The sequence below is a fragment of the Bacillus sp. KH172YL63 genome (assembly GCF_011398925.1).
GTDB lineage: Bacteria > Bacillota > Bacilli > Bacillales > Bacillaceae_B > Rossellomorea.
The window spans coordinates 682,161-706,970 of record NZ_AP022842.1 but is presented as its reverse complement, the minus strand read 5'-3'; the positions used below and the strand labels follow the sequence as shown (position 1 = coordinate 706,970).

Sequence of the window (24,810 nt, the reverse complement as noted above, 5' to 3'; positions counted from 1 at the left end):
CAAACCCGCTGCTCGAACAGTGCTGTTTATATATGGAATGTAAATGCTTACAAGAACATTATAGCAACACATGGTTAGTTTGTCTATTGAATAAACAAAGTTTCTAAACTACTGTAATATCCATTCAAATGCTTTATAATAATCACAAATACCTGCTAACCATATGGGAGGTTCTAAGATTGAATAACGTCTTGCACAACATGATCGAGTGGATCACCCGCTTCGCATATCTCAATTTATTATGGATCGGCTTTACATTGGCAGGTGGCGTGCTATTCGGTTTTTTCCCAGCCACGGTGGCCATGTTTGCCGTCATAAGGGGATGGATAAGAAACGGTCCCGTGTCCCCCCTTTTCCCTTCCTTTTTCGGATATTATAAAAAAGAGTTCTGGAAAAGCAATCGGATGGGCTTCTCCATTTTTTTCGCCCTTTTTCTGCTCGTCCTTGATATCCGCTATTTCCAATTGAAGATGGATGAGCTCATATCAGGTGCCCATATTCTACTATTCTCGTTCACACTGTTTTTTCTATTCATCCTGTTTTATCTCTTTCCTGTTTATGTTCATTACCAGCTGGGGGTGGCAGGCGTCATGAAACAAGCACTCCTCATCATGATCATTCATCCATTACATACGCTCGCAATCCTGATTGGTCTAGGCTCATTTTTTTACATCATGTTTCTATTCCCGGCTTTGGCGGTATTCTTTGGCGGAAGCACATCTGCCTTTGTGACCATGTGGATTTCCCTGAACGCATTTGACCGGCTTCAACGAAAGCAGGCACGATGAATATGAGGTAGCATGACGAAGAGATCGTCTCCTAATAAATAGAGGACGATCTCTTTTGGTTGGATATTCATTGGGTCTGCAGGTGCTCACTTTCCGCTTTACTCACCTAAGCATGCTTTCACTCATGCATGTATACCTTTTTCTATTAAACTCTTAAACTAAACATGAATATAACCCCTACCCTTTCACTGCACTTGAAGAAATCCCTTCCACCACTTTATTGCTAAAGAAGAAGAATGCAAGCAGGATGGGCAGTACACTGATGATAAGGGTTGCGCCGATTGCGCCCCAATCGGTCATATATTGTCCGATGAAATTCTGGATCCCGACTGTCAGGGTCTTATATTCATCTGAGCTGACGAACGTATTGACGAAGACAAATTCGTTCCAATTATAAATCATGTTAATGATGACCGTTGTGGACATAACCGGCATCGTCATCGGCAGGATGATCTTAAAGAACATCCTGTGCACAGAGCATCCATCCATGATCGCAGCCTCCTCTATTTCACGGGGAAGCGTATAATAAAAGCCAAGCAGGATCATCATCGTAATCGGCAGGTTATAGGCAGTATATGTAATGACGATCGACCATGGATTATCAATTAAATTGACATTCAGGAACATACTGAACAACGGAATGATCGATGAGTGGATCGGGATCATCAGCCCGACCATGAATAAGCCAAGCACCCATTTACTCCATTTCCACCTCATTCTCGTGATCGCGAACGTGGCCATGCTTGCCAGAATGACTGTGAACACAATCGCGATGCCTGTGATCCAAATACTGTTCCAGAAATAAACGCCTATTCCCCCCTCCCATACCTTTCCGTAGTTCTCCCAATGAAACTCAGAAGGAAGGGAGAAAGGAGAGTTAGAAAAGATGTCACGGTTATCTTTCAATGAGAAGAGAAAGAGCCATACGATCGGAAACAATTGAAGGAGAGCGACGATCCCCAGACATAGATAGAGTAACGAATAGCCAGCGCGCTTCATTTGACCATACCTCCCATTAATATTGGATTTCTTCTTTTGTCGCCGTCAACTTCCGGATGATGACGGTCACAATGAGTGTAATGATCAGCAGTAAGAATCCGATGGCACTCCCATAGCCAAAATCATTACTTGAAAAAGCTAATTTATACATATAAGAAGCCATTACTTCACTTGCCCCGTTCGGTCCCCCGCCTGTCATCACATAGATCAAATCAAAATACTTCAAGGATCCCACTACTGCAAGGACGATGGTGACCTTCACCACCCCCATGATCAGCGGGAGCTTGATTTTATAAGCGATTTGAAAAGGTGTGGCACCATCAATTTTTGCTGCCTCCACTAGGGATTCCGGGATGTTCTTCAATGCTGCGTAATAGATCAGAATGTAAAAACCGGCGTATTGCCATAGAATGGGGATGAAGATTGCGTACAGTACAACGGAAGGTTCAGCGAGCCACGCCGGAGGATTTTCAAAGCCGACCGACATCAACAGGCTATTCAAAACTCCATTTGATGGATTGAACACTTTGATCCACAGTTGGGCAATCGCGACAGATGAAAGGAGCATCGGGATCAGATAGATCTTTCTTAATAAATCCGCACCCTTTATCTTTGAAGCCAAGATCAAGGAGATAATCAGATAGATGATTAAGCTTAATGTTGAAAATAGCGCTAATAAGGATGAATGAAGTGCACTGTCCCAGAACTTTTTATCCTGGACGGCCTGAATATAATTCTCTAACCCTATGAATTCCATGGTGCCGATCCCGTCCCAATCCATCAGCCCATAATACCCTGTCAGAATAAGCGGGATAAAAATCAAGAGACCGATAAGCAAAAGGGCAGGAAGGACATATAATGCAATGATCCATTTATTCGACATTACTTTATTCATGATATTCAACCCCATATGTTAAAAATAGAAAAGGACAAGCCGCCAAAAAGGTATGTCCTTTTCTTTCATCAATAATATTTGGTCTACATTATTCTTCTGCCGAAAGGGCCTTTTCATGCTCCTTGGCAAACTCTTTTGGAGAAACTTCTTTTCCAAACAATGCCTGGATCATATCTAAATGAACCTGGGCCACATCTGCACTCATCTGAACATCAGCAAATAATGTGATATTGCTTGCTTTATTCAGATCTTCCAGCACATCAACATACATCTCAGGTAAATCCAATGATTCAGCGTCCAACTTAGTGGCTGGAATGACCCCTGCTTCTGTAACCAATTTTTCTCCCCACTCTTGAAGGAAAAATGAAGCAAATTCTTTCGCTTCTTCCTTTACATCTGAATCTTCGGCAACGAATAATCCAACCCCTGGACCACCGACAAAGCTGTTCATATCCCCTTCACCGTCAACCGTCGGGAAGTTAAAGTAGCCGATGGAATCCCTGAATTCTTTTGGCACATCCTCATTGGTTGTATAGTTCGGCAGGTCCCATGTCGCAATCAGATACATGGCGGCCTGTTCGTTCATGAACATACTCTTTGCTTCTTCATCTGAGAGACCGTTAAATCCTTTGACAAAAGCTTTCTCATCCACTAACTCCTGGACTTTTTCAGCTGCTGACACAAGTGCCGGATCCTCAAAAGATCCTTTACGGTGAATCGCATCAGGCAATGTATTCGCGCCGCCGATCCGGTCTGCAAGATACATATACCATAATGAACCTGTCCATCGGTCTTTGTTTCCAAGAGCAATCGGCGCGACATCATTTTCATTCAGCGTTTTTACTACTTGTTGAAGCTCTTCATACGTTTTTGGCGCTTCTAATCCGTATTTATTAAAGATTTCTTTGTTATAAAATACTGTGGCGATATTTAATTCAAGAGGTAAGCCATAGGTGCTGCCATCCACAGCATATGCTTCTGCGGTCCCTGCAACGAAACGATCCTTTAAATCACCTTCCACCAGATCATCTAAAGAAGCGAACTTCTTCCCTTTTACATAAGGTTCCATGAATCCTGCTGCCCACGTCATCCCTACATCCGGCAATTCATTCGAAGTCGAAAGCACCTTTAGCTTATCCTTATATTGTTCATTGCTGAGTACTTCAAGATCCACTTTCACATCAGGATGTTCCTTTTCAAAATCATTGATGATTTCACTGACAATCGTATTGTGTTTTTTTGAGCTTCCTTCAGGCCATAAATGCATAAACTCGATCGTTTTTTCCCCTTTGGAGCCCGAAGCTTTTTCATCAGAACCAGAGCAGCCAGTGACAAGGATCAGAGACGAACAAATGGCAAAAAACGTTGTAACCGCTTTCTTTTTCCTCAAAATTAAATACCCCCAATATTCATATTTTGACATAGGAACTTGCTACTATTTCAAGATTACCACCGAAAAGAATGTTTGTCTAGTGGATAAACTAAGTTTATAATATAAACATATAGTGATACACTTAGACAAAAGTGAAAGATTGGAGCTTGTACATGAAAACGACCCAAACGTATAATCAGCACGTTGTGAAAAAAGGCAACAAGTCCCTCGTCCTCCAGACGATACAGGACTTCACCCCCATTTCCCGTGCCGACATCGCGAACAAAACAGGACTGAACAAAGGTACGGTATCTTCCCAGGTAAGTGAGCTGTTAAAAGAAAACCTCATCCTTGAATCCGGACCAGGTGTATCCAGCGGAGGCCGAAGACCGGTCATGCTCCTGTTCAATCAAGTAGCCGGATATTCCATCGGAGTCGATATCGGTGTCAATTATATCCTCGGTATCCTAACAGATCTTCAAGGGAATATATGCGATGAAAAAATGATTCAATTCAATGACTTCACCTATGAAGAAATCCTTCAAGAATTATTTGTGATTGTGGATGCGCTCATTGCAGCCGCTCCCCCGAGCCATTACGGGATCGTCGGCATAGGGGTTGGTGTACCGGGTACAGTCAGCACCGACGGAGAGATCCTCCTTGCACCCAATCTAAATTGGAAAAACATCCATCTTAAGAACATCATTGAGGAAAAGTATAACGTTCCTGTCCAAATCGAGAACGAAGCCAACGCCGGAGCCTACGGAGAGAAAAAGTTCGGTGCAGGGAAAGACGCCGATAACATCATTTATGTAAGCGTCGGCATCGGTATTGGTGTTGGCCTTATCCTTAACGGTGAACTCTATAAGGGAAACAACGGTTTTTCCGGCGAGCTTGGTCATATGACAATTGAAGGAGATGGACCGCAATGCCGATGCGGAAACTTTGGCTGCTGGGAGCTGTTCGCTTCTGAAAAAGCCCTGCTGAGCAGCGCCGCCAATCAACAAATCAAGACGGATGACGGTGATAACCTCTCCCTGGAAAGCTTGAATGAACTCGCTGAAAACGGAGATAAAGCAGTCATTTCGATCTTTGAAGAAATCGGTGCTTATCTTGGCACCGGCATCAACAACATCATTAATATATTCAACCCCGAGCAAGTCATCATCGGGAATCGCCTGGCTTCTTCCTCCCGGTGGCTTAATGAACCAATCAGCAAGAAAAAAACCCAGACACTCTGGACACATCAAAAAGATCTGAGCATTGATTTCTCACAGTTATCCACCCATTCAACAGCTTTGGGTGTAGCCGCTTATGCAAGTGAAAACTTTTTAACGATCGATTTACTGTAAGCATTGATACTTGAAGGGGGATTCACAATGAACATGATTCAAAATCCGATTCTGCAAGGCTTCAATCCAGACCCGAGCATCTGCCGGGTAGACGAAGATTATTATATTGCTGTATCCACATTTGAATGGTTTCCTGGAGTCGGCATCTACCATTCAAAGGATTTAAAGAATTGGCACCTTGTTTCAAGACCATTAAACCGTATCACCCAGCTTGACATGAAAGGAAATCCGGATTCTGGAGGCGTGTGGGCACCTGCCCTCTCATACGCCGACGGGAAGTTCTGGCTGATCTATACCGATGTGAAAGTCGTTGATGGACAATGGAAAGACTGCCATAACTACCTTGTCACATGCGCCTCCATTGATGGAGAATGGTCAGAACCAATCCACCTGAACAGCTCCGGCTTTGACCCGTCCCTTTTCCATCATGATGACGGGAAGAAATATCTCGTCAATATGATGTGGGACCAACGGGTGGGTCATCATCCCTTTTACGGTATCGTCATGCAGGAATACAGCGTGAGCGAGAGAAAGCTGATCGGGAAAAAGAAAATCATTTTCCAAGGGACCGATGTCAAGCTGACAGAAGCCCCCCACCTTTATCAGATGAACGGTTATTACTATCTTCTTACAGCTGAAGGCGGCACAAAATACGATCATCAAGCAACCATCGCACGATCAAAGGATTTATGGGGGCCATATGAGGTTCATCCTGAGAACCCATTGATTTCGTCCTTTCAAACCCCAAGAAATCCATTGCAAAAAGCTGGCCATGCGTCCATCGTTCACACCCATACCGACGAATGGTACCTTGTCCATTTAACAGGACGCCCTCTTCAGCAGGAAAATAAACCTTTACTCGATCCAAGAGGCTATTGTCCACTTGGCAGGGAGACCGCGATCCAACGGCTGGAGTGGAAACAAGACTGGCCATATGTGGTCGGAGGCAGCCATCCTTCCGTCAACATACAGGCACCTGCCATGGATGAAGTCGTATGGGAGGATGATGTTGAGGAAGTAGACGATTTCAACTCGTACACGCTCAACCTTCACTTTCAATCGCTGCGTATCCCGCTAAATGAAACAATCATGTCACTGCGTGATAACCCTGGGCACCTCCGCCTTTACGGAGCCGAGTCACTTACATCCAAATTCACACAGGCCCACATCGCAAGACGCTGGCAGCATTTCCATTTCACTGCCGAAACGAAAGTCTCATTCAGACCTGAAACGTTCCAACAGGCAGCAGGCCTGGTCAACTACTACAACACCCAAAACTGGACCGCCCTTCAAATCACCTGGCATGAAGAAAAAGGACGGATCCTGGATCTCACCACATGTGACAACTTCACTTTCGATCAACCATTAGGGGCAGACGTCATCAAAATCCCTGATGACATCGAATCCGTCTATCTACGGGTCAACGTCAAAGAAACTCTATACAAATACTCTTACTCCTTTGATGGACAGGACTGGACTGAGATCCCTGTCTCCCTTCCATCACACAAGCTTTCTGATGATTACATCCAAGGTGGAGGATTCTTCACCGGAGCCTTCGTCGGCATGCAGTGCCAGGATACTTCCGGTCAAAAACTGCATGCAGACTTTGATTATTTTATGTATCGGGAAGATAAGTAAGGGTTGACGTTTGTATAAAACTAAAAGCCAAGGATGTCGTTTGATACGCATTCTTGGCTTTTTGGTATTTATATATTTTCTTATTTTAATACAAGCTTTGCCACAACTTCCACGTGTGCCGTCTGCGGGAACATATCCACAGGCTGTAAATACTCGACCCGATATTGCTTCTTCAAATAATCGATATCCTTCGCCAGGGTCGAAGGGTTACAGGAAACGTAGACAAACGTTTTCGGCTTCACTTCTTTCAGGGTATCAAGCAGCTTGTTGTCACACCCCGTCCGCGGTGGATCGACTACGACGACATCCGGTCGCCAGCCTTCATTCTTCCACTTAGGCATGAGCGTTTCCGCTCCTCCGACAAAGTATTCAGCATGATCGACGCCGAATTTCTTCGCATTCTTCTTGGCGTCATCGATCCCTTCCTTGATGAGGTCCATCCCCCGGATTTCCTTCGCCCCGTCAGCAAGCCAAAGACCGATCGTCCCAACGCCACAATAAGCATCGACAACCTTTTCTTCACCAGTGAGCCCGGCCGCTTTCTTGGCTTCATTGTACAACTTGCTCGTCTGGATCGGATTAAGCTGGAAGAAGGCACGTGCAGAAAGCTCGTATGTGAATTCTTCGAGACGCTCTTCGATACTTTCTTTACCCGACAAATGAATCGTTTCGTCGCCGAAGACGAGTGCCGTTTTCTTCGGATTGATATTCTGTGCAATCGACACGACTTCCGGCAGGCGCTTTTGGATTTCATTGATCAGTAATTCCTTGCGAGGGATTTTCTTTTCCGTCGTGACCAGTACCACCTGGACCTCTCCTGTTTCAAATCCTACCCGGGTGACAATCGTCTTGATGATCGGCATTTTCTTTTTCTCATCAAAAACAGGAATGTTGAAATCATTGATGATCCGTTTGATTTCAGTAGTCACCTTGTTTGTCAGCGGGTGCTGAACGATACACTCGTCAATATCGATGAGCTTATTGGAATTCATGCTGTACAGGCCTGCAATGACTTTCCCATTCTGGGTGCCCACCTGGAATTGACTCTTGTTTCTGTAATGCCAAGGGTTGTCCATACCGATCGTCGGGCGGATGTCCATATCTTCAAGCTTCAGCTTCGTATGGCGCTCGAGTGATTGAAGCAGGATGTCCCGTTTCGCATCAAGCTGACCCTCGTAGGACAAATGCTGCAGCTGACATCCTCCGCACAGCTCGTATACCGGGCATGGCGCTTTCGTTCGCTGCGGTGACTTCTTGCGGATTTTTTTGATGCGTGCTTCTGTGAATTTCGGGTGGACCTTGGTCACTTCCACGACCACCTCTTCACCTGCGAGGGCGCCTGGTACGAAGACGATTTTCCGCTTAAAGAACCCGACTCCTTCACCGTTGATTCCGATTTTCTTTATCGTCAGGGGAAACTGCTGTTTCAGCTCTATTTTCACTTCATTACTGTGATGCTTTTTTGCATATTGCTTTTTCATTGATTCACGTCCGTTCTATCTATTCAATACTTCTCCATAAGTACAAGGATGCATAGCTTAAGTAAGGATGCCAGTCCGCGCTGAAGCGATCGAGTTCGTCCATCGTCGGTTTCTGCTCCATTTCGAATAATTGTTTGATGGCGTTCTGGATGCCGATATCCGCTTTCGGGAATAAATTCGGCCGGCCGAGCCCGAATAACAGATAGCTTTGGGCTGTCCATGGACCAATGCCGCGGATTTTCGTCAGCTCTTTGATGACTTCCTCATCGGATTGCTTCGCCAAAGCATCTAAATCAAGTTCACCACTGGACACTTTCTGCCCAAGCCCGATTACATACTCCGCTTTCCGCTGACTGAATTGAAGCTCACGAAGTTCAGCCACCGTAAGACCGGCGATTTTCTCAGCTGACGGATAGAACCAAACGCCGTCTTTCTCCCATCCGTAAGTCGTAACGAAACGATGGGTGAGGGTGAAGGCGAACTTCAGATTCAGCTGCTGATGGATGATGCTCTTCACGATCGTCGCAAACGGGTCGAATTCAAGCATGATAGGCGTTCCGACATGCTCTTCAAAAATCGGTCTGAGATCTGTTTGAAGAAAGTGCTCGTGCATATCCATGAGACCCGTCTCCCATTGGAAGATATCCGACATGCGTTGCTGCTTCTCTTCAATCCCCTCTTCACTCTCAAACGTGATCGTGAACTCCGGCTCATCCGTCGTACCGACAGCCTGCACCGTAATGACCTCCCCGCCACCATCCTGAAGATAATACGGGACCTTCACACTCCGGTCGAGCTGATCCACACTATTCAACGGATCAAGCGCCAAACGCTCCAACACCCGATCAAAATCATACGGACCCTCAATCTTAACATTCCTAACTGCCATTGTCCTCATCCCTCCGCACAAAACTTGTATGTGTATTATAGCACACACCCCGTGGAACTAAAGAGGGACGGACCTTCAAAGGTCCATCCCACTGTGAAAAATATTCCATTTTGGGGACGGACCTCATTTCCTAGGACCAGGTCTTAGGAATGAAGGTCCGTCCCTCTTACTTCATCTTTGGATGCTCATCTAGGCTTTTAAAGGTATATCCACGTTTTTTGAGGTCTTTAATAGCTTTTTCTAGTGCGTCAGCATTGTCTTTTGAGACGGAGTGGAGCAGTATGATCGCACCTGGATGGGCTTGGGCCATGATGTTGTCGTATGAATACTGCCAGCCCTTTTGCTGATCGGTTTTCCAATCGATGAAAGCAAGCGACCAGAACACATGGATGTAGCCTTCTTCCTTCGCGATTTGAAGCGTCCGCTCAGAGAAGACGCCACGTGGTGGACGCAAATACTTCATCTCTTTCTGCCCGGTCAACTCCTTTGTTTTCACTTTGACTTTCTCCAGCTCTTCCCTGATCTTCTGGTCGGAACTTGCCGTGAAGTCCGGATGATGCCAGGAGTGGTTACCGATAATATGCCCTTCCTTTACCATCCGCTTGACGAGGTCCTCTGCACTTAACAGATAATGGCCGGTTACAAAAAACGTGGCCGGCACTTTTTCCTGCTTCAGCACGTTCAGGATCTTTTCCGTGTAGCCATTTTCATATCCATTATCAAAGGTGACATACAGCACTTTTTCATCTGGTGAACCTTTATAAAAGGCTCCGTATTTTTCAAGGAGTTGGTCATATTCTGGACCTGCCTCCGGTTGTACTTCGTTTTGACTTTTCTTGAAGCCCCACCCGATCGGATTATTCGATACTGCATAAGCCTGGGCCGGGATGAGACATACTAAAATGGACGCGATCAGCAGCACTTTAAGCGATTTTCGCAAATTGAACCCTTCTTTCACTACCGTTTCCCTTAGTTTCCTGAGAACAGAGAGGATTCATGTGTACTAATAGTATCCAGCATTGGGTGGATCTGCGAATTTTAGTGGTAAAAAGGGTGGCGGAATGGTCTTTTGTGCTGGTGCAGGGGGAGTTTTGGCCGTCGGCATGGGGAATGGGGTATGGTTTATGGACGGTGGAGTGGTTATTGCGTGAGAATGGATGGTTATTGCGTGAGAATGGATGGTTATTGCGTGAGATTGAGGCTTTATTGCGTGGAATCCAGTACTTATTGCGTGACTTTGAGGGGTTATTGCGTAATTGCTGTTGAGGGTGTTTAGATGGTGGATTCGCAGCTGAATTTCAGCTTCTCGTCTTACCTTTTGGATGATTTTTTTTCGTAATATTAATTAGTGAATTCTTAGATCACTGCGATTGATATGGAAGGCCTGATGCTTCAACTAGTTCCGCGGGCTGATCCCTACGTAATTGACGGTAGGCAGGGTTCAAAATGCAAATTCACAGCCAAATTTCGCCTTCTCCTCATACCTTTTAGTCAGTACTATGCTTATTTTTGACCAGCCACCTCTTAAATCACTGTTTTACAGGTAAAGCTCCGGCCCGCACCCTGCTTCCCAGAGCTAATTGCGTAACTTTCACCACTTATTGCGCAACTTTCACCCTTTATTGCGTGAAATCCGCCATCAATTGCGCGACTTTCAAGGTTTATTGCGTAATTAGGGCTGGCAGCCCCCAACCCTAATTGAAAAACCAACTACCCCCAAAGGTCCGTCCCCCTAATCACTCCCCCCTACTCAAAAAAAGTCTGATACTGAGTTGCCATCTCGGTCATTTTGCCTTGGTGTTTTTCGATGAAGGCAGAGACGGTTTTTGGGTCCCAGATGTCTTCTCCTTTTGGGAAGTCGCTGAATTCTTTGGACAGGCCTGCGACCATTTTGTCACGGGATACTGACACTTTCGCTTCGTCGACGGTAAAATGATATTCTTTAGCGTTTGGAACGAGAAGTGTCAGGTAGATGGCGTTGTAGTAAAAGTTCTTACGGTTGACGTTGGTACCGTCGAACCAGTATTCATTTACGTCTGATTCTGACAGGTTTCCTTCTTTATATCCGTAGGTTACGTCCAGGCTTTCATTAGAAAGATCGATTTCTTTGATCGTTTCACCACCAGGGAGCTCCTGTAGGATCGCTTGTACGTTTGAGTTGTCTCCTACATAGGTTCCGCTATGATCTTTTAAACTATCCAGATTCACATCTTCAATAGAAGTGATGTCTGCTTCTTTTTCCGGATTGCTACCACAGCCTGTTAAAATCAGCATCAACACGAGAATCATCATGCCCATTACCTTATAGAAATTCATCTGTCATCCTCCAATATTTTTCTGCGTTCAGTGTTTCATATCTCCACCTATATTAACATAATTACCCATTAAAAAAACCATCCCGCAGCTTGTGCAGGATGGTACCTTTTTCTTATTTGAATACAGGGTCCTTGAACTGTGCCAGTTTTTCCAGTGAAGATTTATCTACTTCTTCATGGAGACTGTTTCCATGCGAATCCATTGTCACGACCGCTGTGAAGCCTTCAACATTCAGATGCCACATTGCTTCAGGGATGCCGAACTGCATCAAATCGACGCCGTCTACACCTTTGATGCAATCTGCGTAGTACTGGGCCGCGCCGCCGATGGCATTCAAGTACACGCCGCCGTGATCTTTCAGGGCAGCAAGGGTTTTAGGACCCATACCGCCTTTACCGATGACAGCACGGATACCGAAGCGCTTCATGATGTCGCCTTGGTAAGGTTCCTCACGAATCGATGTCGTTGGACCGGCCGCTTTCACATGCCAGTTGCCCTCATCGTCCTTTAACATCACGGGCCCACAGTGGTAGATGATCTGACCATCAAGGTCGACCGGCGCATCGTTTTCGCTCAGATGCTTGTGAATTGCGTCCCGTCCTGTGTACATGCGGCCGTTGATCTGAACAACGTCTCCCACTTTCAATCCGCGAATTTTCTCTTCCGTGATCGGCGCTTCAAGAACCACGACATTCGGCTGTTCGCCGGATGATGCAGCAGCTGTTTCAAGCTCGGCTTCAGATCCTTGTGTCAGGTCAATCTTTTCGCCTTCCTGATAGAACCATTCGTCGATTCCGCCAGTGTCCACATCAAGCTTCACGCCGAGGCGGCGGAAAGCCCAGCAGTTGTAGGCAACCGACACGAAGAAGCTTGCCGGGATACGGTTCATGACGCCGACCTTACAGCCAAGAAGCGTCGTTTCCCCGCCGAATCCCATCGTTCCGATTCCTAGCTCATTCGCATTTTCCATCACATACTCTTCCAGCTTGCGAAGATCTTCAACTGGATTCACGTCATCAACGGAACGGAAGAGTTGCTCTTTTGCAAGATCGTATCCAGACGAACGGTCTCCACCGATGCCAACGCCGATGAATCCGGCGCTGCAGCCTTGTCCCTGGGCCTGATACACAGAATGCATCACACATTTGCGGATCCCGTCCAGGTCACGTCCTGCACGGCCCAGTCCTTCAAGCTCACAAGGAAGGCTGTACTGGATGTTTTTATTTTCACAACCACCGCCCTTTAAGATCAGGCGTGCATCGATATAATCCTTTTCCCACTGCTCGAACTTGATGACAGGCGTCCCAAGACCAAGGTTGTCCCCGGAGTTTGCCCCAGTGAGAGAATCAACAGAGTTCGGGCGGAGCTTTCCGTCCTTTGTCGCCTGTACCATGGCTGCATAAATCGCTTCTTTGATTTCAAGCTGATTCACGCCAACCGGTGTTTTTATTTTAAAAGTTGGAAGACCGGTGTCCTGACAGATCGGTGATACATTGTCATCGGCCATCTTTACATTATTTGAAATTGTGTCCAAACTCATTGCCGCACGGGTGCCTGCGTTCTCACGGGCTTTCGCCGACCGGATCGCGCGTCTGACATCCTTCGGCAGGTTCGTGGACGTTTCCACAATCAAGTCGTACATGCTTTGCTGTAATGTCTCTTTATTCATCGTTCTCCCCCTCTAAAGATCTCAATAACAGTCTTAATTTTCATACATCATTATACTCCTATAAGATTGAGATTGAAAGGGATTTCACAACGGAATTTCCTTCTCGAAATAACAGGAATCGTCGTCTTCACCGGTATAGACAAACCCATTATTTTCGTAAAATCGGATCGCATCCGACCATTGTTTATTCGTTTCCAAGATGAGGCGCCGGGCTCCAAGCGTTTGGGCTTTTTCTTCCAAAAACTTGAGCATGATGCGTCCGAGACCACGTTTTCTGTGTGAAGCAAGAACCGACATCCTGACAATCTGGTATGTATCTCCCTTTTCCTTACGTATCGCTCCGGTACAGATGAGTCTGCCGTTTTCTTTTCCTACAAAAAAATGATGCTGTATGCCGTCATACTCTAAGGAAATGTCCTGAATATCAGGATTTAATGTGTGGTCGATGAAGCCGAAACGTTCCATAAATCCTGCTAATATTACATTCTTGGCCTGTTCGCATTGATCTCTGTCGATGGGTGTGATGATCATGGGGCGTCTCTCCTTTAATGATTGGTATCGTATTTAAAGTTAGACCTATTGGAAGAGAATTCCTGCTTGGTGGGGGTTGTGGACGAGCAGAGGTCCTTCCCTAAAAAAATAAGAGCCCGCTCTGGACTCTTACTCACTTTTCTTGAATTGTTCGCATTTTACTTCTATATCATCGATCATCGCGATCAGGCGGTCGATATCGTCAATGTCAGCCTGTTCAGGGTCGATTGAATCCAGAACGTCGACGAAAAGGTTAAGGCGTTGTTTCAAATAACTCACTTGTGAGTCTTTATCGTTGACTGCTTTACCCAATGGTCCTCTCTCCTTTCAGTTCGATTACTATCGTAACCAATAATTTTCGGATTGACAAGGGCTTACCCTTTCTCAATAATGGATAGATGACTGATTAATAAAGGAGCTTTTACGAATGAAAACTGAACCTCTCACCAAGAAAATGTCGATTGAGCATGATCCTTGGGAGGCATATTTAGACGTGGATGAACACGGTGACATCACGCTTTCCAATATTGAATTCACCACCACGACGCTCTGTAACATGAGATGCGAGCACTGTGCCGTCGGTTATACCCTTTCACCGAAGGACCCGAGCGCCCTTCCCATTGAACTGATCCTTAAGAAACTTGATGATATCAAAACGCTCCGTTCCCTTAGTATTACCGGAGGAGAGCCGATGATGTCTAAGAAATCGGTTGAAAATTATGTTCTTCCATTATTGAAGTACGCACATTCACGGGGCGTACATACACAGATTAATTCTAATCTCACCCTTGATCTCGACCGCTATTTACTGATCGCCCCGTATCTCGATGTGCTGCACATCTCCCATAACTGGGGAACGATCGATGAATTCATCGATGTCGGGTTTGCCAACATGGAACGAAAGCCGACAAGGGAGCAGCGCAAGAAGCTGTTCGACCGCATGATTGAAAACAGTCGTGCCCTGTCTGAGCGTGGCGTGCTTGTCTCGGCGGAAACGATGTTAAATAAAAATACCCTGCCTTATCTCGAGAAGATCCATCGTCAGATAGTTGACGAAATGAAGTGCGGACGTCACGAAATACATCCGATGTATCCTTCAGACTTCGCTTCAAGCCTTGAGACACTTTCATTAGAAGAAACCCGTGAAGCAATCCGGAACATCCTTGCATTCCGTGATGACAGCGTGTGGATGCTGTTCGGCACACTGCCCTTTTATCCATGCAGCTCATCTCAAGATGATCTTGATTTCTTGACTGAGCTCTATGCAGCCAAGAATGTGAGTGTCAGAAATGACCCGGACGGACGATCCCGCCTCAACGTCAACATCTTCACCGGAGACGTGATCGTGACAGACTTCGGAGACACAGCGCCGCTTGGTAATATTACGACAGACACGCTTCCCGATATCTTCAACAAGTGGAAAGATCAGCCCCTTGCCAAGGAACTGAACTGCCACTGCCCGATGGCCCGCTGCCTCGGACCGAACGTATTGGTGAAATCCATGTACTATCAGGATGTCGACTTTTCAAAGCGGGAAGCGAAAATATCACGATAAATAATGAAGGAAACCCAAATCTGGTTGTGGATTTGGGTTTTCTTTTTGCTTCCAAGTGATCCCACCCATGGAGGTCCGTCCCCCACAACGGAACCACTAACCCCTTTAGGACACCATTTTCATCTAAAAAACCAAGGTCCGTCCCTCACAAAAGAGAAAAAAACACATTGGATCGGGGTCCAATGTGTTTTTAGTTGATGGTTGTGCGGTTGTTGGTTGGGGAGATTTTTTCGAGTGCCGGGTCTATGGCGTTGTATTTTTGTTTTTTGATTTCCGCATAGATTTTCGCACGTCTTGCCCCGAACCAAACTCTCAGTGTAATGAATGCTACAAGCAGTCCACCAAAGATCATAAGATATTCCATTGATACCCCTCCTAATTCTGAATATTCTAATTATTATAACATATTAAGGAAAATAAGAAAAGAGTGAAATATGGATTTACCCGCATTCACTCTTTTTTAAACCTTTATCTTGGTGATTCGCTGGCCATGAAGCCGAAGTGGACATGATCCTGAACCGGTATCCATGCTCCCACGCCTTGTGAAGTGACGTTTTTGACAACGATGGAGCGCTTTGTTCCTTTCATGACGAGGAATACTTCCCCATATGTCACTTTTCCTTTTTCGTTTATGGCCGGGGCAAAGGCGTACAGATATCCAAGTCTTTTAGGAGAGATGTTGTACACATGGTCCTTCTTTGTCCCTGCACCGACAATCGTTTGAAATGCGAGGGGAAGTTTTGATTTATCCATGGCTTTGATGAGCATCATTTTTTCTACATCATCTGCGTGCGGCACCTTAGCCGTGAGTCCGCCTTTTACTACTTTTTGTGCTTCTTGAACGTAGTGGATTTGGTAATTGGACTTACCTCCACGGTTATCGAAGTAGTTTGTGTTCACCTTCTGATATTCCCAATTTGGGGAGGTTTCCGACGATGCATAGTTTAAAGGCCACTCACCTAGGTAAATGGTCGCCCTGAGACCGATTGTCGGCGCTTTATTCATGGTCGACTCGTTCAACATTCTGATCAGGTTTGGATTTTCAATCCTAACATTTGATGTTTCGATGAGTTCCTGGGACCATTCGCTGGGCTGAAGGTATGGCTGATCTTGTGTGGAGTTCGGATACGTGTTTTCCTTGGCGATGTTTAAGACCGAGTTTGGAATTTTCACCCGTGTATCTTCAGCCTGTGGAGCTTTTTCAGTTGTCTTTGGTGCTTTTTCATTCGCTTTTTTAGGATTATTTTCAGCATGGAGACCTGATGTGGTAACGAAGAATGCGAGAATAATCATAAGAGCAGTGCGCATGATTTTCATATCATTGACTCCTTTCAAACTAAACTTAAGGTTTTGCCGTTAGTTTTTCCTACAAGACATAGCTTATCCCCCAAAACTGCTATCAATTGCTTCCAAAAAAAACAGCGGATTCCTATAATCGGATTCCGCTGTTAGGTGTTGGTGGTTAACACGTACATTCAATGATTGTATAAAACGGTTTGGTGTAAATCTTCCTGCCTCCCCAAAGTATTCCCGCCCTGAGGGTGAGACAGTGATCCATTCCGTGGACAGAGGTGATTCTCGCCGAATATTTGCCGGATGCATTTGTTACCGCAGGGTTTGGCTGGATGATTTTTTTCAAATCTTTCTCCATCACTTCAAAGAAGACTTTCACTCCTTCAAGGGGGATATCATCACACATTACTTTACCAGTGATCGTTGCCCCTTTGCAGTCGATGCACAACGGAACGCGTAGTGATATGTCAGGATCCTCGCATAGAAGACACCCTCCGTACACAAAGCCCTTTGCAGAAATCACTTCTCCCGAAACAATGGCTGTCGCAGTATAAGGGATTTCCTGAAAGTCTGTATCTTCCGGCACTGTGACTTCACTTGAAAACCTGCCCTGTTCATTCGTCGTTACCATTTTCTTTTCAAATTCAAGAAGCGGACTGTCAAGCTCAATATCAATATCCGGGACCGGGATTCCGTCACAGAGGACGGTCCCTCCGATCCTTCCACAACAAATAATTTCTGTGACAGAATCCAGTTCCACCACAGGATGTTTGCAAATGCAATGAATCTTTGTCATTTTATTTACAGAAACGATCTCCTTTTTTTCTAAGCGTGCGGTTGCTTGAATCAATACATCTTCATTAACATCCCCATCAGGATGGATCCATGCTTCATATTCACCATGTTCATTGGTTATCACCTTTTCAGGATTGATCGTCGCTACCTTGGGGGATACTTTCAATTCGATCTTTGCGTTTCCTACAGGCCGGCCGTTACATGAGAATTCACCTGTAATTTTCGCACCCTCGCAATCAATACAGTCTGGAACACACAACGTCAACTTAGGATGATCGCATCGCTGACAACCTGCATATACGAAGAACACCTCAGAAATAGGCTTACCTTCTACCTTTGCTGACACAGTATAAGGAACTTCCCTAAAGGGCGGATGCGGTGGTACAAAGGCAAGGGTTGAAAATTCACCGTTTTCATCCGTCTCGACTGCCCGTGGTTTAAATGTTAAAACAGGGCTGGAGAAGGATACTGTTTGGTATGATATAGGCTTTCCATCGCAAGTCAGGCAACCAGACACGATCCCCTTACAATCAAGTTTTTTTATTTTTCTCATATGGAAGGTGGGATTTTCACACCGACAATCAATCGTAACTTTTGCAAACGCAATAACAGGGGCTCCATCAATAGTCGCTACCGCCTTGATAGAAATGGTTTCCATCACACCCTGGGATACGTCGAGCTTTGTAACATAATTTCCGTTTTGGTCGGTTATCGCTGGATTGGGCTGTAATTCCACTATATCTGGAGAGGAAGCCGAAATAATGAATGAAACACTTTTACCTTGAACAGGCACACCGTCGCACGTTAATCTACCTGTCAATTTCGCCCCCTTGCATGTGACGGTTTCACAGGGAACTTCTAATGTTAATTTTGGCTTTCTGCATTTTTCACAGCCTGCTTTCACGGTATCTGTGGCACTGATCAATTTCCCATCGATTTTCACTGTCGCTGTATAGACAGCCTTTTGAAAAGGTGTGCCCTCCTCTACTGTTATAGAAGAAGAGAAAAATCCATTTTCATCCGTAACAGGATTTATAGGGTCAAACGCCAGTATGGAAGAACCGGATAGTGTGACAGGGACATTTGGCTGAGGAACCCCATCACACGTCACTTTACCTGATACAATGGCCCGACAATCGATTTTTTTTATTTTTTTCAATTGTATGGAAGGATTTTTACATTTGACGCAATGCACATTCACTTCTCTTATTTCAGAGGATACCTGTTTACCCCCAATCTTTGTCGTGGCTGTGATCGTAATGGTTTCATTTATATCCGGAAATGGGACCAGGGTTGCCGTGTATCTGCCGTCATTTGTGGTAATGGCAGGATTTGGCGTGATGACGACTCGATTTGAAGCCGACTCTATAATAAAGCTAATAGCAGCACCACCAATCGCCATTCCATCACATGTGAGCCTTCCACTGATCTGCGCGCCCTTGCATTTGACAGGACAAGGGATGGAATCCAATATAAGCACGGGATTCTTACATTTAATACAATCCACTCTGATTGAAATAGAATCCCGTATCGTTTTACCAATTACAACTGCCGTCGCCGAAACAATCACATTAGGCGTAATCGGCGTACCTGGATTCACTGTTACTCTTGTTTGAAACCTTCCCGTACTGTCAGTCACCGGCTGGGCATTTTCAAAAGTGAGACCGGGGAACGATGACGCAAGGGTGACCGTCACACCTTGAAGGGGCTGATAATCACACAGCACCCTGCCGCTGATCACCCCTTCACAGCTGATCGAATCGATATCATCTAGTTGGAGTGTCGGATCTTCACATCCATCATAAGGAAAAATTCCAGAGCATCCGCGTGGTGGGATGTCAAGTTTGCAGTCAATGATTTTACCGGGAGACATGTTTTTCTTTTTTCTCACCTATACTCATTCCTTTATCCAAAAACTATCTTGTTATTTTATTCCAAAATGAGTAGGCGGTTCCCACATTTTTCATTCACCCATAAAAAAAAGCCCGACATCCTTCTGCCGGGCCTTCCATTATAATAGATAAAATCCGATTCCCATGATCAAATAGGCCGCCAGAAGGGTCAAGCCTTCAAACCAGTTCGTCTCCCCATCATTGGATATGATGATCGTGACGAGGACCGCCGACACCATCGCCACTAGTTCCGGTAAAGTAAACACAAGGGACATGCTTTTCTCAAAGAATAAGGAAATCAATACAAGGACCGGTGCCACAAACATGGCGACCTGCAGGGTTGATCCAACTGCGATCTCCACTGCCACGTCCATCTTATTTTTATAAGCCATGATGATGGCAGAAGCATGCTCGGCGGCATTCCCTACGATGGCGACGATGATGACCCCGATGAACAGTTCACTCCATCCAAACGCTTCACCGACTTCTTCAAACGTATGAACAAGACGTTCTGACACATAGGCGACTGCAACCGTTGAGGCAGCCAGGATCAGCAGTGCCTTTCCTTTGCTCCACTCCGGTTCCTCGTCATGACCGTGTCCGTCTTCCCCACTTTCCGTCTGATACACCCCACGGTGGGTCACGAGTTTAAAGAACAGAGCAAATAAATAAAGGGCGATCAAGATGACCGAGATACCGATTGATAGGCTCATCGTCTTCGTTTCGTTCATATCCATCGAAAACACTTCCGGTATGACGAACGCCACAATCACTGCGAACATAAGAAGTCCTGAATTGTGACGGGCATCATATACATTGAATTTCTGGCGCTTGTACTTGATGCCGCCCACAAAGAAAGACAAACCGGCAACAAGAAGCAGGTTCCCAAGGACAGACCCTGTCAGGGAAGCAAGCACAACCCCGATCAACCCTGCCTTCAAGGCGAAAATCGAAATAATCAACTCGACCGCGTTCCCGAATGTTGCATTCAACAAACCGCCGATCCGGGGGCCGGACACAACCGCCAGGCTTTCCGTCGACCGCCCCATAAAGGCTGCCAGTGCAATAATCGTCACACAATAAATCACAAACATGATCACACTAGGCCAATGAAGCAGAGAACCGATCACCGAAACCGGTACCCCTGCAAATACCAGCAAAGTAAACACCCTATTCACGTATACGATCACCCTTTGCTATAAATTTAGAGTTGGGGGACTAGAGTTGGGGGACGGACCTCAAACGCACCTGAAAACATAAGAAAATCCCTTATTTGAGGTCCGTCCCCAAAGAAATATCACCCTACCAGCTCAAACGTTTCTTCAATTTTGATGCTGTCCTGCACCGATTGGACCATGGAGCAGTTTTTCCGAGTCAGCTTCATCGCTTTTTCGATCTTCGCTTCATTAAGGTCCGTCCCTCGAATGGTGAAGTGGAGGGAGATGGCTTCGATGCGGTTGGCTTCTTGTTCGTTCCTGGTGACGTCTGCTTTGATATGTATGTCGTCAATTTGGATGCGCATTTTTTCCAGGACTTTGCGGAGAACGCCGCCGCTGCAGACTGCTACTGATGACACCATCAGTTGGTAGGGACGGAAGCCATATTCTTCGTTACCCGATACTTCCAGTTTGCCAAACCCTAAATCTGTGTAAAATCCTCCGTCTTGCATGATATATTCCATAAAATCATCATTCCTTCCTTATATACTTCGTTGATGTTTTGATTTTACTCTATTCCCTTCGTATTGCCAAACATTGAAATTGGGGGTACCATCAAGAAAGATATCCACAATGATTGGGAGTTTTCACAATGAATGAATCACTATCCTTCCGTTTCAGGGTGCTGGTAGCGATCGTCGCCATATCAGGTTTTTCACAAGGTATGCTCCTGCCGCTCATCGCCATCATATTAGAGCAGGACGGACTTTCCTCCTCCCTGAACGGGTTAAATGCAACCGCCCTTTATATAGGCATACTTCTGGCCTCGCCTTTAATGGAAAGGCCACTGCAGAGAATTGGCTACAAGCCGATGATCATCATCGGAGGCATCATCGTCGCCCTTTCGCTCTTATTATTCCCGCTTTGGCAGTCCTTTTGGTTCTGGTTCATCCTCCGCATGTTCATCGGGATAGGCGATCAGATGCTTCACTTTTCCACCCAGACATGGATCACATCGTTTTCACCGCCGGAGCGCCGCGGACGTAACATTTCCATATACGGTGTGTCATTCGGGATTGGATTTGCCGCCGGGCCGATGATGACTCAGCTCATCTCCATCCACCAAGCCCTTCCGTTCGTCATTTCTTCCTTATTAAGTGTAACGGTGTGGGCTTTCGTCTTTAAATTGAAAAACGAGTTTCCGGAAGACCAAGGAATCGGCAGCGCATCATTCCTCGGTTCCTTCCACCGGTTTGGAAAAGTACTTACTTATGCATGGGCAGCGCTGCTTCCCCCGCTTGGATATGGATTTCTGGAAGCGTCCTTAAATGGGAACTTTCCCGTTTTCGCCCTCCGGAACGGCTTATCAATTGACGCTGTCGCAATCCTCTTGCCGGCATTTGCGATCGGAAGCATCATCTCCCAGGTCCCACTCGGCATGCTCAGTGACAGACATGGAAGGCAGCCTGTCCTTCTGACGGTGATGATGATCGGCTTCCTGTGCTTTTCCGCGGCAGGCATTGTATCTGGCTCCACCACCGGCTTATTCATCTGCTTCACGCTGGCCGGCATGGCCGTCGGTTCTACTTTTTCACTCGGCATCAGCTATATGACTGACCTGCTGCCGAAAGAGCTGCTTCCTGCCGGTAATATCATGTGCGGGATCTTCTTCAGCTTCGGAAGCATGATCGGACCATTTGTTGGAGGGCTTACGATCGACTGGTTAAAAGGCTCGAGCTTCTTTTACCTCATCGCCTTTATGATGTTCCTGATCTTTATCAGCCTGCTCGTCTTCACATTCCAACACCGACGTGGAGAAATAACCCAGAACAACTAGCACAAAAAGCTTTCCTTCCTCATATACATGTGATAGGATTAGATTATAATGATTATAAATTAATAACTTCATATAGCTTCAACTAAGAGCACGTGCAGTTTTGCTGTCACCTTTTACTGGTGGCAGCTTTCGTCGTTTTATAGGGGTATTGACGTTGATTATTATTCTCAATGAGAAACCCATATTTTCATTTACCTTAAGGAGGAAATAGTAATGAGTTCACAATCCAAAGCCCTGTCAATGCATTCACCAGATGAAAAAATGAACTTACTTGAAAAAATAAAACCCCATGCCGAATTGATCGCCGCCGTTATCAGCGGTGTATTCATCCTGCTTGGATGGCTGACGGCCAAGCAAGATTCGGGCTTGAGCGTCCTCTTCTATATCCTGGCTTTTGCGATCGGCGGTTTTGCCAAAGCGAAAGAAGGAATCGAAGAAACCATCGAAAATAAAGAATTGAATGTAGAAATGCTCATGATCTTTGCCGCTGTAGGATCAGCTATCATCGGCTACTGGACAGAAGGAGCAATCCTCATCTTCATCTTCGCCGTGAGTGGCGCACTTGAAACGTATACGATGAATAAAAGTCAAAAGGAAATCTCAGCCCTCATGGAGCTTCAGCCTGAAGAAGCATGGCTGGTTACCGGATCGGGAGAAAAGAAAGTAAGCGTGTCGACACTTAAAATCGGTGACCACATCCTGATTAAGCCCGGTGAGCGGGTACCGACGGACGGTGTCGTGGTAAAAGGGAGATCGTCCATTGATGAGGCGGCCATCTCCGGTGAAGCCGTTCCGGTCACAAAGGCAGACGGAGATGAAGTTTTCGCCGGGACGGTCAATATCAACGGTGCCATCACGATTGAAATGACGAAACCGAGCAGCGAAACCCTGTTCCAAAAAATCATCGACCTTGTCCAATCGGCACAAAGCGAAAAGTCCCCTTCCCAGCAGTTCATCGAACGTTTTGAAGGAACGTATGTCAAAGTCGTACTCGCCGTTGTATTCCTGATGATGTTCCTCCCTCACTTCATCCTTGGATGGAGCTGGACGGAAACCTTCTACCGTGCGATGGTTCTCCTTGTGGTTGCATCACCATGCGCACTCGTCGCGGCGATCATGCCGGCAAGCTTATCGGCCATTTCAAACGGTGCCCGTCACGGTATCCTGTTCAAGGGCGGTGCCCATCTTGAGAACTTGAGCAATATCAAGGCGATTGCCTTTGATAAAACCGGTACGCTGACAAAAGGAAAGCCGGCAGTGACCGATGTCCTGATTGCAGAAGGAATGAATGAACATGACGTGCTGCGCACCGTCGCTTCCATTGAGAGCCAATCCAATCATCCTCTCGCACAAGCAATCGTCGGACATGTACGACGCAGCGCAGATATCACCATGTTCCAGCCCGACTCCCTTGAAGATGTATCCGGTTGGGGCGTGAAAGCTGTTGTGGATGGTGCCACGTGGAAGATCGGTAAACCAGATTTTGTGGGCCAAAAACAGGCAGGTCAATTTATGAACGGTGCCTATGAAAAAATCGCCTCTGAAGGAAAAACTACGGTATTTGTTGCAATAGAACAGGATATCGTCGCCATGATCGCCCTGAAAGACGTGGTCCGGAAAGAAACGATCGAAGCCCTGAATCTTCTCAAAGCTGAAGGCGTCCAGACAATCATGCTTACAGGAGATAACGAAAAAACAGCCCGTGCCATTGCAGAAGAAGCACGTGTCTCCTCTTTTATCGCCGAGTGCCTGCCGGAAACGAAAGTAGACGAATTGAAAAAGCTGAAACATCAATTCGGTACGGTCGGGATGGTTGGAGACGGGATCAATGATGCCCCGGCACTGGCAACTGCCAACGTAGGGATCGCCATGGGTGAAGGTACCGATGTCGCATTGGAAACGGCAGATGTCGTACTGATGAAAAACGATCTTACCCGAATTGCAGAAGCAATCAAACTTTCAAAAAAAATGAAACGGATCGTACAGCAGAACGTCGTCTTCTCCATCGCCGTCATCATGCTGCTCATTGCATCAAATTTCCTGCAAATCCTTGACCTCCCATACGGGGTCATCGGCCACGAAGGAAGTACGATCCTCGTCATCCTAAACGGGCTTCGCCTGTTAAAATAATCAGCTTCGCACCCAATCTTCAGGATTGGGTGCTTTTTTTGGCACCCCCCCTACAATATTTTACTAAAATAATATTTTGTTGTTGCTTTCTTGAAAGGGATATCATAAAATGTGTGTAGTTAGTTAGTGCAAACGGTTGCATCCTTTTGTTCGTAAAATATTTACATAATAGATTGTTCCACAGAAGGTGTATTCTCTCATTTCAATTTACCCTGAAATGT

The 24,810-nt window shown here is 46.0% G+C and carries 21 protein-coding genes; 6 read left to right on the top strand and 15 right to left on the bottom strand.

What is annotated here, in order from left to right:
* The first annotated feature begins 179 nt into the window (after positions 1–179).
* Entirely contained in the window at positions 180–788 is a 609-nt protein-coding gene (locus KH172YL63_RS03465; RefSeq protein ID WP_232066110.1) for a YesL family protein, read from the top strand.
* Between the two features lie 177 nt (positions 789–965).
* Here the strand turns inward: KH172YL63_RS03465 and KH172YL63_RS03460 are convergent, their stop codons facing one another.
* From KH172YL63_RS03460 to KH172YL63_RS03450, 3 genes are all read right to left on the bottom strand, one after another.
* Positions 966–1,787 carry a carbohydrate ABC transporter permease gene (locus KH172YL63_RS03460; RefSeq protein ID WP_173104805.1) on the bottom strand — a complete coding sequence of 274 codons (822 nt, stop codon included), beginning with the start codon at positions 1,785–1,787 and terminating at the stop codon, positions 966–968.
* Positions 1,788–1,803: 16 nt separating this feature from the next.
* Complete coding sequence (locus tag KH172YL63_RS03455) at positions 1,804–2,682, bottom strand: carbohydrate ABC transporter permease (RefSeq protein ID WP_173104804.1); 879 nt, start codon at positions 2,680–2,682, stop codon at positions 1,804–1,806.
* Between the two features lie 88 nt (positions 2,683–2,770).
* Entirely contained in the window at positions 2,771–4,072 is a 1,302-nt protein-coding gene (locus KH172YL63_RS03450; protein WP_173104803.1) for an extracellular solute-binding protein, read from the bottom strand.
* Between the two features lie 155 nt (positions 4,073–4,227).
* Between KH172YL63_RS03450 and KH172YL63_RS03445 the strand changes: the two genes are divergently transcribed.
* Both KH172YL63_RS03445 and KH172YL63_RS03440 read left to right on the top strand, forming a co-directional pair.
* On the top strand, positions 4,228–5,406 hold the full coding sequence (locus KH172YL63_RS03445) for an ROK family transcriptional regulator (protein WP_173104802.1): 1,179 nt from the start codon (positions 4,228–4,230) through the stop codon (positions 5,404–5,406).
* A 27-nt stretch (positions 5,407–5,433) separates the two neighbouring features.
* A complete protein-coding gene (locus KH172YL63_RS03440) occupies positions 5,434–7,044 on the top strand; it encodes a glycoside hydrolase family 43 protein (RefSeq protein ID WP_173104801.1) in 1,611 nt (536 codons plus the stop codon).
* Positions 7,045–7,124: 80 nt separating this feature from the next.
* Here the strand turns inward: KH172YL63_RS03440 and rlmD are convergent, their stop codons facing one another.
* The 7 genes from rlmD to KH172YL63_RS03405 form a co-directional block, all read right to left on the bottom strand.
* Positions 7,125–8,525, bottom strand: coding sequence for a 23S rRNA (uracil(1939)-C(5))-methyltransferase RlmD (gene rlmD / locus KH172YL63_RS03435; protein WP_173104800.1), 1,401 nt, complete (start codon positions 8,523–8,525; stop codon positions 7,125–7,127).
* 19 nt (positions 8,526–8,544) lie between these two features.
* Positions 8,545–9,414: a DNA-3-methyladenine glycosylase family protein gene (locus KH172YL63_RS03430; RefSeq protein WP_173104799.1), complete on the bottom strand. Its 870-nt coding sequence runs from the start codon at positions 9,412–9,414 to the stop codon at positions 8,545–8,547.
* A 166-nt stretch (positions 9,415–9,580) separates the two neighbouring features.
* On the bottom strand, positions 9,581–10,354 hold the full coding sequence (gene pdaA / locus KH172YL63_RS03425) for a delta-lactam-biosynthetic de-N-acetylase (RefSeq protein WP_173104798.1): 774 nt from the start codon (positions 10,352–10,354) through the stop codon (positions 9,581–9,583).
* An 806-nt stretch (positions 10,355–11,160) separates the two neighbouring features.
* Positions 11,161–11,730, bottom strand: coding sequence for a DUF4825 domain-containing protein (locus KH172YL63_RS03420; RefSeq protein ID WP_173104797.1), 570 nt, complete (start codon positions 11,728–11,730; stop codon positions 11,161–11,163).
* 112 nt (positions 11,731–11,842) lie between these two features.
* Positions 11,843–13,399, bottom strand: coding sequence for a fumarate hydratase (locus KH172YL63_RS03415; RefSeq protein ID WP_173104796.1), 1,557 nt, complete (start codon positions 13,397–13,399; stop codon positions 11,843–11,845).
* An 84-nt stretch (positions 13,400–13,483) separates the two neighbouring features.
* Positions 13,484–13,930: a GNAT family N-acetyltransferase gene (locus KH172YL63_RS03410; protein ID WP_173104795.1), complete on the bottom strand. Its 447-nt coding sequence runs from the start codon at positions 13,928–13,930 to the stop codon at positions 13,484–13,486.
* Positions 13,931–14,059: 129 nt separating this feature from the next.
* Positions 14,060–14,242 (bottom strand): SE1561 family protein, encoded by a 183-nt coding sequence (locus tag KH172YL63_RS03405; protein WP_173104794.1) that lies wholly within the window; start codon positions 14,240–14,242, stop codon positions 14,060–14,062.
* Positions 14,243–14,357: 115 nt separating this feature from the next.
* Between KH172YL63_RS03405 and yfkAB the strand changes: the two genes are divergently transcribed.
* The gene (gene yfkAB, locus KH172YL63_RS03400; protein ID WP_173104793.1) at positions 14,358–15,485 is read left to right on the top strand and encodes a radical SAM/CxCxxxxC motif protein YfkAB; all 1,128 of its coding nucleotides are present in this window, start codon (positions 14,358–14,360) and stop codon (positions 15,483–15,485) included.
* 190 nt (positions 15,486–15,675) lie between these two features.
* Here yfkAB and KH172YL63_RS03395 read toward each other — a convergent pair whose 3' ends face one another.
* The 5 genes from KH172YL63_RS03395 to KH172YL63_RS03375 all read right to left on the bottom strand — a co-directional run bounded on the left by KH172YL63_RS03395 (position 15,676) and on the right by KH172YL63_RS03375 (position 21,146).
* On the bottom strand, positions 15,676–15,849 hold the full coding sequence (locus tag KH172YL63_RS03395) for a hypothetical protein (protein ID WP_173104792.1): 174 nt from the start codon (positions 15,847–15,849) through the stop codon (positions 15,676–15,678).
* Between the two features lie 104 nt (positions 15,850–15,953).
* Complete coding sequence (locus KH172YL63_RS03390; RefSeq protein ID WP_173104791.1) at positions 15,954–16,802, bottom strand: YfkD famly protein; 849 nt, start codon at positions 16,800–16,802, stop codon at positions 15,954–15,956.
* 145 nt (positions 16,803–16,947) lie between these two features.
* Positions 16,948–19,464, bottom strand: a complete 2,517-nt coding sequence (locus KH172YL63_RS03385; protein WP_173104790.1) for an MGMT family protein — start codon at positions 19,462–19,464, stop codon at positions 16,948–16,950.
* Between the two features lie 120 nt (positions 19,465–19,584).
* Positions 19,585–20,643, bottom strand: a complete 1,059-nt coding sequence (gene cax / locus KH172YL63_RS03380) for a calcium/proton exchanger (protein ID WP_173104789.1) — start codon at positions 20,641–20,643, stop codon at positions 19,585–19,587.
* A gap of 119 nt (positions 20,644–20,762) precedes the next feature.
* Complete coding sequence (locus tag KH172YL63_RS03375; protein WP_173104788.1) at positions 20,763–21,146, bottom strand: OsmC family protein; 384 nt, start codon at positions 21,144–21,146, stop codon at positions 20,763–20,765.
* A 128-nt stretch (positions 21,147–21,274) separates the two neighbouring features.
* Here KH172YL63_RS03375 and KH172YL63_RS03370 point away from each other — a divergent pair, with 128 nt between their 5' ends.
* Together KH172YL63_RS03370 and KH172YL63_RS03365 are read left to right on the top strand one after the other, a co-directional pair.
* The gene (locus KH172YL63_RS03370) at positions 21,275–22,459 is read left to right on the top strand and encodes an MFS transporter (RefSeq protein WP_173104787.1); all 1,185 of its coding nucleotides are present in this window, start codon (positions 21,275–21,277) and stop codon (positions 22,457–22,459) included.
* A gap of 213 nt (positions 22,460–22,672) precedes the next feature.
* Complete coding sequence (locus tag KH172YL63_RS03365) at positions 22,673–24,589, top strand: heavy metal translocating P-type ATPase (protein WP_173104786.1); 1,917 nt, start codon at positions 22,673–22,675, stop codon at positions 24,587–24,589.
* The last annotated feature ends 221 nt before the right edge of the window (positions 24,590–24,810 follow it).

Bases quoted from the DNA above. Each gene is read 5' to 3' on its own strand.
- KH172YL63_RS03420 (WP_173104797.1), bottom strand. From the start codon at position 11,730: ATGAATTTCTATAAGGTAATGGGCATGATGATTCTCGTGTTGATGCTG.
- KH172YL63_RS03410 (WP_173104795.1), bottom strand. From the start codon at position 13,930: ATGATCATCACACCCATCGACAGAGATCAATGCGAACAGGCCAAGAAT.
- KH172YL63_RS03365 (WP_173104786.1), top strand. From the start codon at position 22,673: ATGAGTTCACAATCCAAAGCCCTGTCAATGCATTCACCAGATGAAAAA.
- KH172YL63_RS03445 (WP_173104802.1), top strand. From the start codon at position 4,228: ATGAAAACGACCCAAACGTATAATCAGCACGTTGTGAAAAAAGGCAAC.
- rlmD (WP_173104800.1), bottom strand. From the start codon at position 8,525: ATGAAAAAGCAATATGCAAAAAAGCATCACAGTAATGAAGTGAAAATA.
- KH172YL63_RS03375 (WP_173104788.1), bottom strand. From the start codon at position 21,146: ATGGAATATATCATGCAAGACGGAGGATTTTACACAGATTTAGGGTTT.
- KH172YL63_RS03460 (WP_173104805.1), bottom strand. From the start codon at position 1,787: ATGAAGCGCGCTGGCTATTCGTTACTCTATCTATGTCTGGGGATCGTC.
- KH172YL63_RS03390 (WP_173104791.1), bottom strand. From the start codon at position 16,802: ATGAAAATCATGCGCACTGCTCTTATGATTATTCTCGCATTCTTCGTT.
- KH172YL63_RS03415 (WP_173104796.1), bottom strand. From the start codon at position 13,399: ATGAATAAAGAGACATTACAGCAAAGCATGTACGACTTGATTGTGGAA.
- yfkAB (WP_173104793.1), top strand. From the start codon at position 14,358: ATGAAAACTGAACCTCTCACCAAGAAAATGTCGATTGAGCATGATCCT.
- KH172YL63_RS03395 (WP_173104792.1), bottom strand. From the start codon at position 15,849: ATGGAATATCTTATGATCTTTGGTGGACTGCTTGTAGCATTCATTACA.
- KH172YL63_RS03440 (WP_173104801.1), top strand. From the start codon at position 5,434: ATGAACATGATTCAAAATCCGATTCTGCAAGGCTTCAATCCAGACCCG.
- KH172YL63_RS03455 (WP_173104804.1), bottom strand. From the start codon at position 2,682: ATGAATAAAGTAATGTCGAATAAATGGATCATTGCATTATATGTCCTT.
- KH172YL63_RS03430 (WP_173104799.1), bottom strand. From the start codon at position 9,414: ATGGCAGTTAGGAATGTTAAGATTGAGGGTCCGTATGATTTTGATCGG.
- KH172YL63_RS03370 (WP_173104787.1), top strand. From the start codon at position 21,275: ATGAATGAATCACTATCCTTCCGTTTCAGGGTGCTGGTAGCGATCGTC.